We start from the raw sequence: 19,037 nt of genomic DNA, 5'->3' as shown, positions 1-19,037 counted from the left end.
GGTGATCAACCCTCTATAGACGGCTTAACAAAGGCAAGTTTGCCCATTTCTTTATTTATATTTGCAGTCTATAGATTTTATTAGCGTAATGAAATTACTCAAACAATCGGCCCCGAAGATTATGAACCGACGCATTGCGCTGGGCTTCTTCGTGGCGATGGTTCTCATTGCGTCAGGGTTCACTTTGTCATTTTACAGTTATAATCAGTATCGTACAGATACTGAACGCGTTCGCCACACCTACGAGGTTGTCGGTTCACTGGAAAGTATTTTATCGTTGGTCAAAGACGTTGAAACGGGATCGCGAGGCTATATTATCACCAGCGATTCAGCTTACCTGGACAATTATCAGGTAGCCATAACGGTGCTTCCAAGCCGACTGGAGCAGCTGCACACGCTCATGGCCGACAATGACAATACCGTACAGATACAGCGGGCGGGTAAACTCGATCATTTGGTAGCGGATAAGTTGGCGCTTTCGCAGTTGCGCGTTAAAAATCGCTCGATGAATGTGCCCTACACCCGCAGTTTAAACGGGGAGGGTAAGCGCCGAATGGATGTGCTCCGACGGCATATTGCCGTTATGGTCGATACCGAACGGTCGCTGATGGAAACCCGAAACCGCCAGGCGGCCCGCTCATTCCGCAATACGCTTATCATCATATTCGCTTTATCGCTGCTTACATTCCTATCACTGGTTGTTTCTTATCAACTGTTGGAACAGGAGCTAGCCAGACGGCAGCAGAACGAAGACCAGTTGAGAGCATACGAAGCGCGACTGAGGGAGCAAATCCGGCAACTGGAATCGTCTAACGAAGAGTTAGAGCGGTTTGCGTTCGTTGCCAGCCATGACTTGCAGGAGCCGCTCCGGAAGATTCAGTCGTTTGCCAACCTGATTACGGATCGTTACGGTAACTTGTTTGATGGCGACAGCCTCTTGTTTATGAACAAGATTGTTCATTCTGCTGAGCGTATGTCAAAATTGATTAAGGATCTGCTTAATTTTTCCCGCATCTCCAACCATCAGGAAGAGTTCAAACCGGTGCCGTTGGGTATGATTATTCAGCGTATCCTTGACGATCAGGAATTGCGTATCAAGGGGCTAAATGTTCGGGTCGAGGTGGGCAGCTTGCCAACGATTCCGGCTATCAGCAGTCAGATGGATCATCTGTTTACAAACTTGATTTCCAACGCATTGAAGTTCACCAGGCCGGATGTGCAGCCGTTGATTCGAATACAGGCCCGTTCTGTGAAGGGGTCAGCCTACCCTGAATTGATTTCAGAACGACTTTACTCGGAAATCACGGTTCAGGACAATGGAATTGGTTTTGACGAAAAATATTTAGACCATATTTTTAAAGTTTTCCAGCGATTGCACGGCAAGAGTGAATTTGAAGGTACAGGTATCGGGCTAGCCATTTGTAAGCGGGTCACGGTTTCGCACCACGGATACATAACCGCTAAAAGTCAGCCAGGACAGGGAACAACGTTTATCGTTGTCTTGCCTGAAAGTCAATCACTACAAGATTATGACCGATCAAACCCAACAGAGAGCTATTCATATTCTGCTAGTTGACGATGATGAGGACGATCGTTACCTCACTCGTGAAGCATTTCATCAGCATTACCCATCCAGCCGTATTTCGTTCGCGGAAGACGGGGAAGATTTGCTTGATTTTCTGAACTACAAGGGACGCTATGCGCAATCGGGCCATACGTTGCCTGAGCTGATTTTGCTGGACCTGAATATGCCCCGTAAAGACGGCCGAGAGGCTTTGCGGGAAATCAAAGCGAACGATGAGCTTCGCCACATTCCCATTGTGGTGCTAACGACTTCTGATGCAAAAGACGATATCGAGACATCCTATTTTAATGGAGCGAATAGCTTTATTACTAAACCGCCTACCTTTCAGCGGCTCAGCGAAGTGACAAAAGCCATTGGCCAGTATTGGTTCAATGTCGTTACCGTTTGCGATCATGAAGTAGAAGGATAAAAACGTAGCTGTTTGGTTTACAACGGTCCGGATCGACGGTTGTGTAAACCAAACAGCTATCGGCTATTTTCCACTTAGCCCAACCAGTCCCACAAAAATCTTTTCCAACTCTGCCGTTACGGTGCGGTTTTGACCAGGGGTGAATTTGTTGACCAACACGCAAAATGTCATCCGTTCGCCGTCTGCTGCGGTAAAATAACCGGCGTAGGCCCGGACGCCTTCAATAGAGCCACTCTTTGCCCGAATGTTACCGGCTGCGGCTGTGCCACGCGCCAGGCTTCTAACGGTTCCTGTCTGGCCGACTACCGGAATCGTTTCATAGAATTGGGGAAACGATTTGTCCCGACCCATCACGCTCAGAATACCCGTCATGTTGTCGGCGGTAAGGGCGCCAACAGTTGATAAACCACTGCCATCCCGAATCCGGAAACCGGATACATCTACCCCTTTGGCTTTCCAGAATTCAGTGAGCGCGTCAATGCTAGCGCTAGTCGAACGAACCGATTTTTTTAACGTCAGCGCCGTTGTTCGTAACAGGGCTTCGGCGTACAGATTGATACTCTGAAAATTGGTTTGCTGAATCAGCTCGGCCAGCGTGGGCGATCGATGCTGATTTAATGCTGTTCGCTTACCGTTTTCGGTAATAGTACTGGTCAATCCTCCGCCGACGGATATGGGTAAACCGCTGATCGCTACGCTGTCTTGGCGTAGCTGCTCCTGAAGAGCGTAAGCCGCAAAATAGGCCGGGTCGGGAAGCGATCCTTTCACGCTGAATTCATTGTCTGGCTCTCCAATGGGTACTTTGCCCGTCAACCATCGCTGATTCATAAACGGTGTTCCATAAATAGTAACCTGATCGCCGGTATGAGCGGCATCTGTAACAACACTATTCTGCAACGTGAGGTAGGGTAGGGATGGGTCGGTTCGTAATACGCCAGCCGGAACGTTGACTGATTTACCAGTTTTAAAAAATACACGATACAGATTTTCGTTGATGTTCAACGCACTCAGGTTAGCCCCGTAATAATTACCCAGATCGCCATAAGGCCAGGTATCGGGCGTGGTCAAATCGGTATACAAGCGGGCATCGCCTACTACCGCGCCCTGAATCCGGCGGATGCCAGCCGCTTTAACCGCTCCCGACCAGAATTTCAGCAAAGCGCTCAGGTCGTAGTAAGCTGGAAACCGCCAACTCCCCAGCGAAGGATCGCCCGTTCCGCGAATGTAAAGATTGCCCGTCAATGTACTGTCCTTTAGTATGCCGTCGTATTCCAGTGTTGTCGTGTATGTGTAATTACTGCCCAGTACAATCATTGCTGTAGCTGTTGTGATAAGCTTCAGGGTAGAGGCTGAGGGTAAACTTAGGCGGGCATTATAACCAATAATCTCAGCCCCATCGCTTACCCGACGAACCGACAAAGCTACAGTGCCAAACCGAGCGGCTGGACTTGACTGAAACGCTTCGACACGGGCCAACAAACGCTGAGTTGCCAGTGAGTCGGTAGTAGAATTCGAGCCGGAAAATGCGTTTACTGAAACAGAACAGTGGAACAGACTGGTTAATAAAAAAATAAATAGGAACAAGCGGGGCATAAAGAGCGTTTGGAGACAGTTAGGGGATTCGGGCTGTATTTCGTACTTTTGCAAACTTACGTAATACTGACCACCTAGCTTGTGTTAACTCCCACCCTTTACGAGACATCGAACAAACGACATAGGTTTTTTAAGCTGTACGCATGAAATTATCGTTTATGGGGGCGGCCCGACAGGTAACAGGCAGCATGTACCTGTTGGAGTTGGAGGATGATTACCGCATCCTGATTGACTGTGGGTCGGACATGGAACGGCCCAAGTCCAACGGGCAGGCCGGATCACAGGATATCGCCCAAACCACTCCTCACATGGGTTTTTTCCCATTTGAGGCTTCAAGTATAAATTTAGTGCTGCTGACCCACGCGCACGTAGACCATTCAGGAAACCTGCCTAACCTTTTTCGGGAAGGGTACGAAGGGCAGATCCTATGCACAGAACCCACGTTTGCGCTGACGAATGTACTGCTGAAAGATGCGGCTTCGCTCAATCAAAAGCGGATTAACGAACTGAACGCCAGTAAAAAACAGCGCGTCAAGGATCGGCAGGCACAGATGCAGAAAGATCTTTTTCTGGATCGGCAGGTGCGCGAGACGATGGAGAATGTCGTCCCGATTGCTTTCAACCGCAAGTTTAGAGTAGCCGACGGCGTCGATGTTACCTTTATTCCGGCGGGGCATCTGCTCGGAGCGGCTCATATCGTCATCAATGTGTTCGAGAATGGCGTTCGGAAAAGCATCTGTTTTTCGGGGGATATAGGTCGGAAAAACTATCCGTTGCTGGTTGACCCCGCACCCGTACCACCGGTTGATTACCTGGTCTGCGAAAGCACCTACGGCAATCGGCTCCACGAGAATCTGATGTCGCCGGAAGATGCGCTGGCCGATATTATTCAGCGAACCTGCATTGATATTCCAGGGCGTCTCATTATTCCTTCGTTCAGCGTTGGGCGTACGCAGGCATTGCTGTATACGCTGAATCGGCTCTATACTGAGCGTGACTTCCCACCGATACGGGTCTTCTCAGATAGCCCTATGGCGTTCGAGAGTTCAAAGATCTACTCGCAGCACATCAAAATGCTGAACGGCGAAGCCAAGGAGTTTTACGCGGAGAACGAAGCGCTGTTTGACTTCCAGAACTTTCAGTTTCTCGAATCGTCCAAGGCCAGCAAAGCGGTATCGAATTACGGCGAACCCTGCATCATTATCTCGTCGTCGGGCATGGTCCAGGGCGGACGCGTCGAATACCACGTTGCCGAAAACATCAGCAACCCGTACTCGACAATTCTTATTATTGGCTACTGCGCCGAAGGAACGCTCGGCTGGCGGTTGCTGAACGGGCAACAAACGCTGAGCATCAAAGGCAAAGACCATCAGGTACTGGCTAACATCGAAAAAATTGACGTGTTTAGCGGTCACGGTGATCGGAATGATCTGATGAATTTCGTCGAGATGCAGTCGCCCGAAACGCTTAAAAATATTTTCCTCGTCCACGGTGAATACGAAAGCATGGAATCCTTCAAGGCTACACTGGCCGAAGCAGGTTATCCGCAGGTTGTTATTCCCAAAAAAGGCGAGAGCTTTGACTTATAGTGTGGGAGACAGAAGTGAGAAGTAGAACCGGTCAACGCTGTTTTACTGCTCTTGTCTCGCTCCGAATGACCAGTTTATGAGAACATACCTTGATTTTGAAAAGCCCATCGCTGATCTGGAAGCGCGGTTGGAAGAAACCAAACGACTAGCCCAAAGCAGTAATGTAAATGTTAGTGAGGCCGTTGGTGTACTGGAGCAAAGTATTGATAAACTGCGCCGGGAAATATTCCAAAACCTGACACGGTGGCAACGGGTTCAGCTGTCGCGCCATCCAGACCGGCCTTATACACTCGATTACATTTCGCTCATGTGCGAGCAGTTCGTCGAATTGCATGGTGACCGTACTGTGCGTGATGATCCGGCGATGGTGGGTGGATTCTGTGAACTGGACGGTCAAACCGTTATGATTATCGGCCAGCAGAAAGGACGCAACACCAAACAGCGTCAGCACCGTAACTTCGGTATGCCAAACCCGGAGGGCTATCGGAAAGCGCTGCGGCTGATGAAGCTAGCCGAGAAGTTCAATAAACCAATCATTACGCTGATCGATACGCCGGGTGCTTTTCCAGGGCTGGAAGCGGAAGAGCGCGGACAGGGCGAAGCCATCGCACGTAACCTCAAGGAAATGTTCATGCTTACCGTACCGGTTATCTGCATCGTCATTGGTGAGGGGGCGTCGGGGGGCGCATTGGGTATCGCTATCGGAGACCGCGTGCTGATGCTTGAAAATACGTGGTACTCGGTTATTTCGCCGGAAAACTGCTCAACGATCCTCTGGCGTAGCTGGGATTTCAAAGAGCAGGCGGCTGAAGCCATGAAGCTTACCGCGCGTGATATGGAGATGTACAAACTGGTTGATGGTATTGTTGAAGAGCCGCTGGGTGGCGCTCATAACGACCATCAGCAGATGGCTTACCAACTCAAAAAAGTTATTCTCGATGCACTGGGCGAACTGAATGCAATTGATCCGCAGGAACGAATCAGCCAGCGTATCGATAAATTCTGTTCGATGGGTGTTGTCATCGAATAGCGCTGATCTTTTTCTTTCTATTACCGCATTACGCTGCTAAAATGATTGTTATAATCATCGTTATCAGCGTAATCGTTTTTACGATACTATTCTGGACCCATGCTTCATAACCTTATTTTTGATCTCGGCGACGTTATTATTCCAATTGATCTGACGGCGCCTATTCGGAACTTTGCTACGCTGGCTAACTTACCCGAGGCTGAGGTCGAAACAATTTGGCAGCAGTACGATTTCATCAATCACTACGAAACAGGTATCCTCGACGATGAAGGCTTTCGGAGCCACATCCGGCAATTGCTGAAAAATGATGCCTGGGCCGATGAGGTTATCGATACGGCCTGGAATACCATCCTGCTTGATCTGCCTGTTGAACGAATTGAGCGCATCAAAGAACTGAAACAACATTACCGCATTTTTCTGCTAAGTAACACCAGTCCTATCCATATTCGGCGCGTTAACGAAGTGCTAACTGCTATGGGCCAACCAAGACTGGATGAAATCTTTGAACGGGTCTTTTATTCCTATGAAGTCCGGATAGCTAAGCCATCACCCGAAATCTATCAGCATGTGCTAAGTGAGGCTGGCCTGGTTGCCGAGGAAACGGCCTTTTTTGATGACAATGCCGCGAACATCCGGGCGGCTGCTGAGTTAGGTATTCGGGCTGTGCAGGTTCAGCCACCTAAGACGATTCTGGATTACTTAAACGAAAATCTATAGTGTATTGCCTGTACGACATACGGCTACATCGTAGATCATATACAGCATAAAGCATTAATGCGCCAACGTACAAAAACGTACCTCCTACAAGGAGGTCTTTTTTTAATTACCCTGATTACAACCACGATGTCCGGAGCAGAGTGGATGTATGGCCGGTTGTTTATTCCGTTCGAGAATATGCCAACGCTGGGCTGGAAGGAGTTTGTGGACGGGTTTCAGTTCTCTATTCCATTTCTGGCTATCCTGACTGTCCATGAATTCGGGCATTACTTCACGGCGAGGGCCAACAACGTACGCGTTTCGCTGCCGTACTATATTCCGCTCTGGTTAGGTATCGGACAAAGCATCGGGACGCTGGGCGCGTTTATCCGCATTAAGGATTACATTAATAGCCGTAGAAAATACTTCGATATCGGCATTGCTGGTCCACTAGCCGGGTTTGTACTAGCTTTAGTAGTGCTTTGGTACGGGTTTTCGCATTTGCCGCCACCCGAATTTATTTTTACCATCCACCCGGAGTACCAGAAATGGGGACTGGATTACGGACAGTATGCCTACCAAAACCTTCCGCCGGGCGGAGCAGTCGGTTTAGGCGATAACCTACTGTTTACCTTCTTTAAAACGTATGTAGCCGATCCTGCGCGGATACCACATAGGTACGAAATGATTCATTACCCGTATTTGCTGGCAGGGTATCTGGCACTCTTTTTTACTTCCCTCAACCTGATTCCAATCGGACAACTGGATGGCGGGCATATTTTGTATGCGCTCATAGGTCGTGACTTGTACCGGTGGGTTGCTCCGTCACTGTTTATTGTTTTTGCGTTCTATGCCGGATTGGGCGTGTTTAAGCCGTCGGATTTTGCCCTGGCCAATGATGATGCTTTCTTCTCGGAATTAGTCTCGTTCGGGCTTTACATTACCTTTTTGTACCTGGCTTTTTCACGCATCAGCGAAAGCCGCATGACCTCGTTGTTGATTACCCTGAGCGTAGTCGTTATGCAGCTAATCTTTTCGTGGATTCAGCCTCAGTGGGAAGGGTACTCTGGTTTTCTGGTATTTGTGTTTGTCTTGGGGCGTTTCCTGGGTGTCTATCACCCCGAAACAGAACTCCAGGAACCACTCGATACCAAGCGAAAGGTATTAGGCTGGCTGGCATTGCTTGTTTTTATACTCTGCTTTAGTCCGAAGCCTTTCCTAATTTCATAAGCACCTTAATCTTTATTATAACAACCCTTCATCGGCAAAACTGAAATAACTTTTGTCGGTAAAGATCAGGTGATCGAGTACGGGAATTTCCAATACCCGACCTGCCTCTTTTAGTTTACGCGTTAAGTCTTTGTCAGCTTGCGAGGGCGTAAGATTTCCGGACGGGTGGTTGTGAATAAGAATTATTGCCGAAGCCAAATGCTCAACGGCCTGCTTAAAAATAAGTTTGGCGTCGGCAACCGTACCCGATACGCCACCCGAACTGATCTGAGCCGGTCGGAGAACTTCGTTCGCTCGGTTCAGGAGTAAAATCCAAAATTCTTCGTGCGGTTTGTCGAGCAGGTGCGGGCGTAACTCGTTGTAGGCATCGCGAGAGCAGGTTATCCGCGCTCGCTGGGGGCGATCCTGTTCTTTACGACGTCGGCCCAGCTCGAGTGCCGCAACGATGCTAATGGCCTTTGCTTCGCCGATTCCCCGAAATTTAGACAAATCCTTAATGCTGAGTTTAGCCAGTTCATTGAGGTTGTTACCAACGCTTTTAAGAATAATTTTAGCTACGTCAACGGCGGTCAGGTCAACTGTGCCGGAATTAATCAGAATGGCAATAAGCTCGGCTTCGGAAAGCGCGGCTTTGCCTTTAAGCATGAGTTTTTCGCGAGGCCGGTCTTCTTCAGCCCAGCTTTGAATGGTACCAGCGTTTTCGTAAGCCATGAAAGCGGATTTGTTACGGGGTATTACGCTTCCAAAGTGCATAAAAAAACCTTATCCGCAAAGAGATAAGGTTTCATAACCAAAAAAGTTGTTTACAAACGAGAAGTGCTTGCTTTATACTAAGCGGTAGCTACTTTCAGTCCGTTTACGAAACGAGCCAGTTTCGATTTATTGTTAGCAGCCTTGTTTTTGTGGATGATGTTGCGTTTTGCAAGTTTATCCAAAGCTGAAGAAACCGACTTGAACAATTCAACCGCCATTGCGTGATCGGTCGTGGTACGTAGTTTTTTTACCATGTTCCGAGTCGTTACGTGCTGGTAACGGTTCAACAACCGCTTCTTAGCGCTCGACCGGATGGCTTTTTTTGCTGACTTATGGTTTGCCATTTGTATGTATTATAAAATCGTTATCGCGATATGAGGGCGCAAAAATAGGAATTTTGATTGGAATTATCAATAATTCCCGCCAAAATTCCCTAAGTTTTGCTCAACAACTACCGAATATCAGCGTTGACGATCAAGGTTTTATCCCAAATGGCCTGGCTCTGCGCAACAAACTGTTTGTAAGCGCTACTTTGCTCAAATGCACGAATGTCGGCTTCACTCTGAAAGGTCAGATAATGCACAACATCGTAGTCGGCAACGGCCTGATTGGGCAAAATCGTCTTACCTGATGTGTAATTGACGATCTGTGGAATTTCGTGCTTTAGGGCCGCAAAACTGTGCATATGCTGTTCAACAGCTGCGGTTTCGACCCCTTTTTTAAATTTTATGCAGACGATCTGCTGTTTCTGCGCTTTTCTTGCGGGTGAATAGGCACCGTAGATTGTCAAAGCGAAAGCACACATCAGCACAACAATAATGGCATAGCCCCGGGATTTGGCATTCATGATCAGTTGTAATTTATGTAATTTTTAGAATTTTATTTGCTTTGGCATGGAGATTGTTATGAATAGTTAAATATTTTAACTGTAAAGTACCATGCTTTATCAAATATACAGTCGTTTTATTTGGTTGACTTATTTTTCTGTTCTTTTTTATAAAAGCCTTTCTAACGGCTATGCTGCTCAGACAGAAAAGATACGCGAACTTGCTCCCACTCATTCGAACGAATCAAGGAAAAGTACTAATCACCTTTGGGTAGAAGATCGGGGACCGGTATGGGGGTTTTATGCGCATCAGCAGATTAACCGGCTAGCCGTTTTTACACTGCCCGCCGAGATGATGCCGTTCTTTAAAAAGCACATTCAGTTTTTAACGGATAATGCTGTTAATCCTGACAAACGGCGTTATGCGGTGGTAGGGGAGGCTCCAAGGCATTTCATAGATCTGGATGCTTACCCGGATACATCGTCTACCACGCTGCCTCGATTCTATAAACAAGCCACCGAACGTTACGGGGAGGACTCGCTGGCGTTGCATGGTCTGGTACCCTGGCAGATCCAATTGACCAAGTATCACCTAACAGAAGCGTTTAAACAACGAAATATCCGACGGATTCTACGCGTAGCCGCCGATCTTGGCCATTACATTGCTGATGCTAATGTGCCATTACACACAACCCGAAATTACAATGGACAATTAACGAATCAACAGGGTATCCACGGCTTTTGGGAGTCGCGTTTGCCCGAACTGTTCAGTGCTGAGTACGATTTTCTGACCGGGCAGGCCGAGTATGTCTATTCTCCTCAGAAAGCGGCCTGGCGAGCTGTGTTTAACGCTAATGCTGCGCTGGATTCGGTGTTGCGCTTTGAAGAGCAACTAACGACCGAGGTTAGCGAAAGCCGCAAATTTGGTTTTGAAGAGCGTAACGGGGTTACTACCAAAGTTTATTCGTCTGCTTTTTCGCAACAGTATCACGAGCGGCTTAGTGGGCAGATTGAGCGACAGATGCGCGCGTCGGTCAAAATGGTCGGCGATTTTTGGTATACCTGCTGGGTCGATGCCGGGCAACCCGATCTAAGGTCGCTGGCGAAGTATGACCTGACTGAACAGGAACGAAAAGAAGACGACGACGAAAAGAAAAGCTGGCTTAAGCGCCTTTTCTCCGTCCGAAGCGAAGATTAGTTAAAAACAAAAAGCCACCTTTCTCGGGTGGCTTTTTGCGTACTTCTATGGTTTAAAACTACCGAGCAATCTCAATGTTCACCCGGCGTCCTTTAATTGTATTGCCTTCCATCACGTCAAGAACGCGGTTGGCAACTTCTTTCGGAACGTCAACGTAGGTGTGCTTGTCGAAAATATCGATGCTGCCGATTGTGTTGCCGGGAATATTAGCTTCACCAGCAATGGCACCAACGATGTCGCCCGGACGGACGTAATCTTTACGACCGATGCTTACCATCAGACGAGTCATGTTCGCATCGCGTTCGCGGGGAGCACGTTGATCGTCGCGGTCGAAATAACCACGGCGGCCACCTCCATCACGTGGACCTTCGTTGCGATCACCGAAGCGAGAACCACCCCGATCATTACGATCCCGATCACCGAAGCGTGAGCCACCCCGGTCATTGCGATCCCGATCACCAAAGCGGCTACCCGCTCCTTCGCTACGACCCCGACGATCGCCAAAGCGGCTTTCGCCCCGGTCACCACGGCCCCGATCAGCATAGCGATCACGACCTTCATTGCGTTCCCGACGACGGTCATCTTCCAGACCAAGGTTCTGATCGGCAAATTCGTTTTTCTCCAGACCCATGCTGCGTTTCACTAGGGCGGCTACGATCTGCTCGGTCGAGAAGCCCGCGTGTTGCAGTTGGGTAAGCATGTCCGTGTACAGGTCGAGATCCTGACTGTCTGCAACGGTCTGCCGGATTTGTTCGATGAACCGGGCTTTGCGGACACCAACGATATCTTCAAAAGAAGGAATTACGCCTTTTTCAACGCGTACTTTGGTGTACGACTGGATTTCGCGGAAACGGTATTTTTCGTCCCGGCCAACCAGCGAGAACGCCCGGCCCGATTTGCCCGCGCGGCCCGTCCGGCCAATGCGGTGTACGTAATATTCTTCGTCGAGCGGAATGTCAAAGTTGATCACCGCGTCTACATCGTCAACGTCGATACCACGAGCAGCCACGTCCGTAGCAACCAGGATGCTGGTTGTACCCGACCGGAATTTGCTCATCACATTGTTGCGTTGTGCCTGACGCAGATCACCGTGCAACCCTTCGGCCTGATAGCCCCGAATTTGCAGGTCTTCAACGATCTCGTCGACTTTCCGCTTCGTATTACAGAAAACCAGCAGCAGTTTCAGGTCGTACATGTCGATCAGACGGCACATAACCTCAACTTTCGCCTTTGGTTTTACTTCGAAATAAACCTGTTCGATGTTGGTGTTTGTCAATTCTTTCTTGACAACTTTCACCAGCACCGGATCTTTCTGGAATTTCTGCGTGATCTGCATGATCGGCTTCGACATCGTAGCCGAGAACAGGATCGTCTGACGCTCTTCGGGCATTTCGTCCAGAATGCTCTCGATATCTTCCCGGAAGCCCATATCCAGCATTTCGTCCGCTTCGTCAAGAATCATCATCTTAACGTGGTCGAGCTTGAGGGTATTCCGTTCCATGTGGTCCATAACCCGGCCTGGTGTACCGATCACGATATGAACACCACTCTTTAACGAACGAATCTGCCGCTCGATGGAATCACCACCGTAAATCGCTTCAACGCGAACACCACGCTTGTATTTTGCCAATTTTTTGATCTCATCGGCAACCTGTAAAGCCAGCTCACGCGTTGGGCAAAGGATCAGTGTCTGGACCGAACGGTCCTGAACATCAATCAATTCAAGAGCCGGAATACCAAAAGCGGCTGTTTTACCCGTACCCGTCTGTGCCTGTCCAATAACGTCACGTCCAGCAAGAATCGGTGGAATCGCTTCGGCCTGAATGGGCGATGGGCTAGTGAAACCCATATCGGTAACCGCCTGTAACAGTTCATCGGAAATGTCCAGACTAGAGAACAAAGGCTTGTTCGGATCGGCTTTAGGAGCGCTATCTACAGGAGCGTCTTCTACAGAAACTACTTCGGCGACAGCCTGCTGAACCTCCGTGTTCGAAACCGGCGTTTCTACGTCGTTTGCGTCGTTTTGTGCAACGTCGGTTGTTTGTTGATCTACGATCAGGTTTTCGTCCTGACCGTCAATGTTTGTGTTTGTCGTGTTCATTAACTTGGAAAAAGATTGTCATAATCATCCAAGCGAAGACGAGTTAGTGGCCATAAACGGCGCGATACTGCAAGAATTGCCCAACGAACGATTGCCCAAACGACCCAACAAGGACCACAAACCGCTTCTGCGGCCTGGTCTCACCCTAGCAAAGGAGGACGACAATAAGTCAGCTACTGACCCGAACAATTAGACGATTAGCCCACGCGCAAGAGAATCCACACAGAAACCCATCCTGTACATCCATACCGGACTCTGTCAGACCTAGCTCAGCGTATAAAAAAGGAGAGAAACAGAGAAACGACGGATGTCGCTTGTAAAAATCTAGTGCAAAACTAAGAAATAATCCGGAAAAAAGCAAATTTGGCTTAAAATGATTGGACTTATTTCAGAATGTTTACGTCTTGATAACACGCTGGTCGAATAAAAAAGTTCAAACTCCTGATGTATTAATAACATTGGCAATTAAGCGCCGAAATCATTTGCCCATCGCTGACTGTTAGTGTTTCAAACTCGTTAGAATAGACCGCATGAACGTAGGTATCGCTAAATACATCATCGCCATTGGGGCGGTACTGATGGTCATTGGGATTGTCTTTTACTTTTTGGGCGACAAACTGAACTGGTTAGGCCGCCTACCCGGCGACATCCGAATTGAGGGGAAAGACGGTGGAGGGTTTTACTTTCCTATCGTGACTTGTATCGTTGTTAGTATTGTCTTGAACCTGGTTATCGTTCTGATCCGCCGTTTCTTCGGCTAGCTGCGTTGGCTGATTTTGTGTCGACAGGTTCTGGGGTATAGGTAAGTTTATTAAGGTAGAAGACTTCTCGTTGACTGGCGTAATTCTTCGAAGGCGCAATTTTCTGGAAGCCATAGGCGAGAAAATGCCGGTCGTACCAGGCCATCAGATTTTCCTGCGTTGAATACGTCACCTTCTCGTCTTCCGTGTTGGTTTGAAGCTTAAACTTTTCTGTTTCTTTCAGAACCTTATTCCCCTGAATGACCTCCGTTGTAATTTCGCCGTCGTTGGGGTAGGCAAGCACCATTCGGTCGCCCTGGTGCGATACTTGAACCATTTCGGTTAACTCCGGGCTAAGCAATTCTTTGATCGGAAGACAGTTGTCCCAAAGCAGTTTTCCCTGAAGATCGAACCCACAAATGAAAGCGTGGGTGTACCGGTAACCTTCGTAGCGATCAGCTCCGCGCAGATAACCGCTGTACGCCAACGTATTGCCCCGATACTGCGGGTAATACACTTCGGCAACCAATGTTAACCCATCGGGCGTGGGTTGAAGATCGTGTACAAGCAGCCGATACCGAAACTTATAATCTTTGCCTTCTTCTTTCTTTTTCATGGCCCGTGCCAGCAGTTTCTGTTGCCGGTGGGGTTTCATATAATTAAAGAAATTCTGAAGCTGCGAAAATTCAATGTATTGCGTGTTATTTACCGCTTCGGTTGATGCATCGACCTGATCGCCGTGATGGATGCGCGTTACGTAAATCCCTTGCGAATAAGGCGTACAGTCGGTTGAATAATTACCGACGAGTACCGATTCATTCTGACTGACCGGTAAGAGTTTGCCGGAGATCAGGGTGTATTTTGCTTTATCAAAATCAATTGTTCTTACCAGCTTACTATCATACGCGTACGTCCGGATTGAGAACCGGCAATGCCGCTTTGTCGAGTGAACCAGTACGTTAACTTCCTGCCGCGCTTCGTCAATTTCGAGGCTGCTGATTTCCATGTGGTTGACGTACATGCCGGGCAGCACCTTCGTTGAGTGGTCGAAGAAAGAAAACGACATCACGACCGGGCGACTGTGGTGATAGCCTCCGACGTAAGCCTGCCCACCCATTACTTTGAACTGTCGAATGTCAAATTGATCGAGCAAGATGCCGTCAAATGTTTCAATAACGCCATCGTCAAGGTGTAGCCGCAGAAACTGAAACTTATCGGTATCATACTCCCGGAAAAGATAATAAACGTACTGATCGTTGTTATAGGAAAGAACAGATCGGAATTTGATGTCTTGTTTGAACTCGGTGCGCCAGATTTGTTTGAGATCGTTGTTGTAGCGTTGGAAATTGAACAGGATTGGGGCATTGTCGTAATAACCGCCCGACTGGATAGTCATCAGTACCCCTCGTTCGGCCAGCGGAGTTACGTCAAAGGATTCTGACTCGTTGGGGTCCGACGGGATCTCAATTCGGAGTGACTGGGCCAATTGAGCCTTTGCCGGACGCTGGATAACGGCCAGAAGCAGAAAGCATATGATAAAAAGTCGAGTCATATAGCCGAATTTACGAAGTACGTTTTCCAATTACACAGATCCCGGCGAAATCTTATTGCATTGGCCGAACTCTACGTATATGGAGAACCAGAAAACGGCTAGACTTGCCACCGTTTTTTCAAAAAATCTTTCATAAACACGTTAATGTCCCACTGGCTAGCAATCGGCTGCTGGGTGTACGGCAGGGTTGGCAGATAACCGGCTGGTCCAAATTCGCAGGTGACGGTTAGGGTGGGGGTATTGGCTTTCTGTAAGCGGTCTCGAATCGCATCCCACCACTTCGCGTGGCTTTCGAGGGCGTCCTTCCATTCGGGGGCTCGGGGATCGTTGACCTGCGGCCCTTCGGGATGACCAACCCGGCAGTGGATGTGATCACTGACCGCAATGGCGCGATTCACGTTGTCGGCCTGATCGCCTAAATACGACTCGGCTACGTTGACCCAGTGTGAATAATCGGCGGTCAGACGCAGTTCCGGAATTTTGAGCAGGTAGTACTGAATGGCCGGAGCGCTGTACGAGAACCGTCCCCGGTGGGTTTCGTGCAAAATACGAATGCCGGTTTGTTTCTGCACCTCGGTTGCTACTTGGATCAACTCCGCATTTTGCTCGAACGTAAAGTAGTCATGACCCGTGTGTGCGTTTATAAAGAGCGGCTTATGCGAAGCAATGTCCAGAAGGTCGTCGCGGTATTTCTTTTTGTGTTCAGGGAAGTTGCTGCCCCCACCGAACGCCATCAGTACAAGTTCGAGACCATGATCGTGCGTTACCTGAACCGCTTCTTTGCGCTTGTCAGGCCCCGCCGAAATTTCCATGCCGTCATAACCGGCGGCTTTTACACGACGGGCGGCTTCGGGATACGATAAACTTTCCATTCCCCACAAGGGGCAAAAAAATAAGGTTTTCAAGATGGTTTCAGGACTTAGTTTAGTACGTCAAAGTTGGTAGAAAACGCATTCGAAAAACAAGCTAGGCTATCCAGAGCATCGCCCGCCCTGCTATTTTCCAGGAGGTACCTGATCGTTCCAGAAAAAGAATATAGCCGGAGCCCGCTAAGCCATCACGTACGCTGGCGTAATAGCAAACGGCTTTTGAACGGTCATTGGAATAAGCAACTTTGGAGAAACTAACGATAGCGCCGAAGTTTTCGTAGTCTTTTTGCAGGGCATCATAGCCTCGTTGTGGCGCTGTTTGTTCGCTAAAATAATACGCGTTCTGCGCATCCGTCCACAGTTGGGTCTGTTGACACTGCGCTTTGATGGGTCGTGTAAGTGTGTGCTTAGTAAACGCACTTGTATCAATCGACGCAATAAATTGTTTCCAGGCCGGCTCATTCTGAAAGGTGGATTGAGCGGGCAGCAACTCGTTTAATTCCTGCGGTATGTTTACGAAGTCAAAACTAAAGCCATGCCGGGTTTTGACTTCGGTAACGGTATTCACAAAGATCAACTGATTTTGCCGGGAAGCATATTTGGTATCGCCACAGTTTGCGTATTCATTGATAACGGCGGAGTAGACAGTATAGTCCTGTTCTGGCAATTCAGGATAGACTTTCTGACCATGAGCAAATTGACTTTGAATAGCCAGAAGAAAAGCAAAAAGGAGTAGAAAAGGCATGGATTGATGAATTACAGGTAAGATCAAGTAATAGTAGCAATATTTACAGAATATCCGCAATTTTGTCCCTGAAATCAAATAGTTAAATCGAATATCTTTCGGTAAACTATTTCTTGAACGAATCCAAAATTTAGCCCTAGCTATGAGCGAAGTAGCCACACGTTTTGCACCCGGCGTTGTAACCGGAGAAGGCGTCACCGAAATTTTCCGCCACGCCAACGAAAATGATTACGCCCTTCCGGCTGTCAATGTTGTCGGTACGGACTCCGTCAATGCCGTGTTAGAAACGGCCAAAGCTGTTAACTCGCCGGTAATCATCCAGTTCTCGAACGGAGGAGGTATCTTCTACGCTGGAAAAAGCTTGCCCAACGACAAACAACAGGCTGCTATTGTAGGCTCTATCTCGGGAGCATTACACGTGCACCACGTTGCCGAACTGTACGGTGTACCCGTAATCCTGCATACGGACCACTGCGCTAAGAAATTGCTGCCTTGGATCGACGGTCTGCTCACGGCTGGCGAAAAACACTTTGACCAGACAGGTAAACCGCTTTTCTCGTCGCACATGCTCGACCTATCAGAAGAGCCTCTCGAAGAGAACATCGAAATCTGCGCAAAATACTTCGAGCGGATGGCCAAGATTGGTATGACGCTTGAAATCGAATTGGGCGTAACGGGTGGTGAAGAAGATGGCGTTGACAATACAGACGTTGACGATTCGAAACTGTACACCCAGCCTTCGGAAGTCGCTTATGCTTACGAAGAACTAAGCAAAATTTCGCCAAACTTCACGATTGCTGCGGCCTTCGGAAACGTACACGGTGTGTACAAACCCGGTAATGTGAAGTTATCGCCGATTATTCTGAACAACTCACAGAATTACATCCAGGAGAAATACAACACCGGACCACTGCCTGTTAACTTCGTATTCCACGGTGGTTCAGGTTCGAGCCGTGACGAAATCCGGGAAGCGATCCGCTACGGAGCCGTGAAAATGAACATCGACACGGACATGCAGTGGGCCATGTGGGAAGGTATTCTGATGTATTACAAAGCGAAAGAAGGCTATCTGCAATCGCAGCTGGGTAACCCCGAAGGAGCGGATTCGCCAAACAAAAAATACTACGATCCACGGGTATGGCTTCGTAAAGGTGAAGAAAGCATGGTACAACGCCTGAAAGTAGCATTCGAAGATCTGAATTGCATCAACCGTCTGGCGTAAATGTATACGAACAACGAAAAGGGCCTGTACACTGTACAGGCCCTTTTTATTTAGAAGCTGTTAAATAAAGGAAGCTTATTTCGCTTTACCCTTCATAATCAGCTGAACACTCGTAGGCTGCGGCTCATTGGTCATGTCAAAGGGGCCACCCACTTTCTTGTCAAGGGAAGTTAGAAGCACAAGGGACAAGAACCCAACGTTATTTTCTTCATCCGAGTAAACAGTGGTATTACCGTTGGTCATGCCTTTTGTAAGATCCACATTAACACTGGCCAATTCGATGTCCGTACTGGTGATGCTATTGACTTTCCAGTTCGATTTTTCACCGTCGGCTTCTGTCAGCACTAATGTGTTTGCATCCGCTAACTTCCATTTGCCAGTCATTTTGTTGCCATCTTCCAAATAGCTAAATGTACCTGCTGAATCGATAGTTATAGTATTGTCATCTCCAAATATTCTCTGATCTGCTGATTTTATGATGGTAGATGGAATAACATACGATTTAGCCTGTGTCTTGACGCTAACATCAGAGAAAGACCAAGAGCGTGCCAGCGATTTAGGGGTGACGGTTACGGCGGGAGTTACGTTGTCATCAGACTTCGAGCAGCTTAATAAGGTGGCAGTGAACAGAGTGGATAGAAGTAAATAAACTTTACGTTGCATGGTGAATGATAAAATGAACTAATGAGAATTGATTGTTTAAAACGGGGTCAAATATAAGGTATGTATTGATCTTTATGCGCATAATTATAATTGTAGCATTGAACTCTTTTTAATAATACTTTTTTCTAGTCTAGTACAAATCAGATCGGCTTCTTCGAAAGGCACTGAGTATCACCAAAGCTTACAATAAACACTAAGGATTTCTACTCGGTATATATGCATAAGTAGATCATGCA

Annotated in this window: 18 protein-coding genes; 9 read left to right on the top strand and 9 right to left on the bottom strand. The window is 48.1% G+C overall.

The window, feature by feature from the left end:
• Positions 1–88: 88 nt before the first annotated feature.
• Together LQ777_RS18485 and LQ777_RS18480 are read left to right on the top strand one after the other, a co-directional pair.
• Positions 89–1,576, top strand: coding sequence for a sensor histidine kinase (locus LQ777_RS18485; RefSeq protein ID WP_232559419.1), 1,488 nt, complete (start codon positions 89–91; stop codon positions 1,574–1,576).
• Positions 1,530–1,994, top strand: coding sequence for a response regulator (locus LQ777_RS18480; RefSeq protein ID WP_232559418.1), 465 nt, complete (start codon positions 1,530–1,532; stop codon positions 1,992–1,994). The genes LQ777_RS18485 and LQ777_RS18480 overlap by 47 nt, the downstream gene beginning before the upstream one ends.
• A 63-nt stretch (positions 1,995–2,057) precedes the next feature.
• Here LQ777_RS18480 and dacB read toward each other — a convergent pair whose 3' ends face one another.
• Positions 2,058–3,587: a D-alanyl-D-alanine carboxypeptidase/D-alanyl-D-alanine endopeptidase gene (gene dacB, locus LQ777_RS18475; RefSeq protein WP_232559417.1), complete on the bottom strand. Its 1,530-nt coding sequence runs from the start codon at positions 3,585–3,587 to the stop codon at positions 2,058–2,060.
• Between the two features lie 143 nt (positions 3,588–3,730).
• Here dacB and LQ777_RS18470 point away from each other — a divergent pair, with 143 nt between their 5' ends.
• The 4 genes from LQ777_RS18470 (at position 3,731) to LQ777_RS18455 (ending at position 8,132) form a co-directional block, all read left to right on the top strand.
• A complete protein-coding gene (locus LQ777_RS18470) occupies positions 3,731–5,176 on the top strand; it encodes an MBL fold metallo-hydrolase RNA specificity domain-containing protein (RefSeq protein ID WP_232559416.1) in 1,446 nt (481 codons plus the stop codon).
• Between the two features lie 76 nt (positions 5,177–5,252).
• Positions 5,253–6,206, top strand: coding sequence for an acetyl-CoA carboxylase carboxyltransferase subunit alpha (locus tag LQ777_RS18465; protein WP_232559415.1), 954 nt, complete (start codon positions 5,253–5,255; stop codon positions 6,204–6,206).
• A 99-nt stretch (positions 6,207–6,305) separates the two neighbouring features.
• Positions 6,306–6,923, top strand: a complete 618-nt coding sequence (locus LQ777_RS18460; protein ID WP_232559414.1) for an HAD family hydrolase — start codon at positions 6,306–6,308, stop codon at positions 6,921–6,923.
• A 57-nt stretch (positions 6,924–6,980) separates the two neighbouring features.
• The gene (locus LQ777_RS18455; protein WP_232559413.1) at positions 6,981–8,132 is read left to right on the top strand and encodes a site-2 protease family protein; all 1,152 of its coding nucleotides are present in this window, start codon (positions 6,981–6,983) and stop codon (positions 8,130–8,132) included.
• 15 nt (positions 8,133–8,147) lie between these two features.
• Here the strand turns inward: LQ777_RS18455 and radC are convergent, their stop codons facing one another.
• The 3 genes from radC to LQ777_RS18440 all read right to left on the bottom strand — a co-directional run bounded on the left by radC (position 8,148) and on the right by LQ777_RS18440 (position 9,732).
• Positions 8,148–8,843 carry a RadC family protein gene (gene radC, locus LQ777_RS18450; RefSeq protein WP_232559412.1) on the bottom strand — a complete coding sequence of 232 codons (696 nt, stop codon included), beginning with the start codon at positions 8,841–8,843 and terminating at the stop codon, positions 8,148–8,150.
• 119 nt (positions 8,844–8,962) lie between these two features.
• Positions 8,963–9,229 carry a 30S ribosomal protein S20 gene (gene rpsT, locus LQ777_RS18445; protein ID WP_232559411.1) on the bottom strand — a complete coding sequence of 89 codons (267 nt, stop codon included), beginning with the start codon at positions 9,227–9,229 and terminating at the stop codon, positions 8,963–8,965.
• A gap of 107 nt (positions 9,230–9,336) precedes the next feature.
• Positions 9,337–9,732: a Dabb family protein gene (locus LQ777_RS18440; protein ID WP_232559410.1), complete on the bottom strand. Its 396-nt coding sequence runs from the start codon at positions 9,730–9,732 to the stop codon at positions 9,337–9,339.
• A gap of 91 nt (positions 9,733–9,823) precedes the next feature.
• Between LQ777_RS18440 and LQ777_RS18435 the strand changes: the two genes are divergently transcribed.
• Positions 9,824–10,909, top strand: a complete 1,086-nt coding sequence (locus tag LQ777_RS18435) for a zinc dependent phospholipase C family protein (protein ID WP_232559409.1) — start codon at positions 9,824–9,826, stop codon at positions 10,907–10,909.
• Between the two features lie 58 nt (positions 10,910–10,967).
• Here LQ777_RS18435 and LQ777_RS18430 read toward each other — a convergent pair whose 3' ends face one another.
• Complete coding sequence (locus LQ777_RS18430; RefSeq protein WP_232559408.1) at positions 10,968–13,010, bottom strand: DEAD/DEAH box helicase; 2,043 nt, start codon at positions 13,008–13,010, stop codon at positions 10,968–10,970.
• Positions 13,011–13,540: 530 nt separating this feature from the next.
• Here LQ777_RS18430 and LQ777_RS18425 point away from each other — a divergent pair.
• Positions 13,541–13,771 carry a DUF2905 domain-containing protein gene (locus LQ777_RS18425; protein ID WP_232559407.1) on the top strand — a complete coding sequence of 77 codons (231 nt, stop codon included), beginning with the start codon at positions 13,541–13,543 and terminating at the stop codon, positions 13,769–13,771.
• On the opposite strand, the gene LQ777_RS18420 is transcribed toward LQ777_RS18425, so the two are convergent.
• The 3 genes from LQ777_RS18420 to LQ777_RS18410 all read right to left on the bottom strand — a co-directional run bounded on the left by LQ777_RS18420 (position 13,740) and on the right by LQ777_RS18410 (position 16,916).
• A complete protein-coding gene (locus tag LQ777_RS18420) occupies positions 13,740–15,302 on the bottom strand; it encodes a hypothetical protein (protein ID WP_232559406.1) in 1,563 nt (520 codons plus the stop codon). The genes LQ777_RS18425 and LQ777_RS18420 overlap by 32 nt on opposite strands.
• Before the next feature lie 98 nt (positions 15,303–15,400).
• Complete coding sequence (locus LQ777_RS18415; RefSeq protein WP_232559405.1) at positions 15,401–16,174, bottom strand: sugar phosphate isomerase/epimerase family protein; 774 nt, start codon at positions 16,172–16,174, stop codon at positions 15,401–15,403.
• Between the two features lie 94 nt (positions 16,175–16,268).
• A complete protein-coding gene (locus LQ777_RS18410) occupies positions 16,269–16,916 on the bottom strand; it encodes a hypothetical protein (RefSeq protein ID WP_232559404.1) in 648 nt (215 codons plus the stop codon).
• A gap of 142 nt (positions 16,917–17,058) precedes the next feature.
• Between LQ777_RS18410 and fbaA the strand changes: the two genes are divergently transcribed.
• The gene (gene fbaA / locus LQ777_RS18405; protein ID WP_232559403.1) at positions 17,059–18,138 is read left to right on the top strand and encodes a class II fructose-bisphosphate aldolase; all 1,080 of its coding nucleotides are present in this window, start codon (positions 17,059–17,061) and stop codon (positions 18,136–18,138) included.
• Between the two features lie 75 nt (positions 18,139–18,213).
• On the opposite strand, the gene LQ777_RS18400 is transcribed toward fbaA, so the two are convergent.
• Positions 18,214–18,801, bottom strand: a complete 588-nt coding sequence (locus LQ777_RS18400) for a hypothetical protein (protein WP_232559402.1) — start codon at positions 18,799–18,801, stop codon at positions 18,214–18,216.
• Between the last annotated feature and the right edge of the window lie 236 nt (positions 18,802–19,037).

Source organism: Spirosoma oryzicola (assembly GCF_021233055.1).
GTDB lineage: Bacteria > Bacteroidota > Bacteroidia > Cytophagales > Spirosomataceae > Spirosoma > Spirosoma oryzicola.
This window is presented reverse-complemented; position numbering and strand designations above follow the sequence as displayed.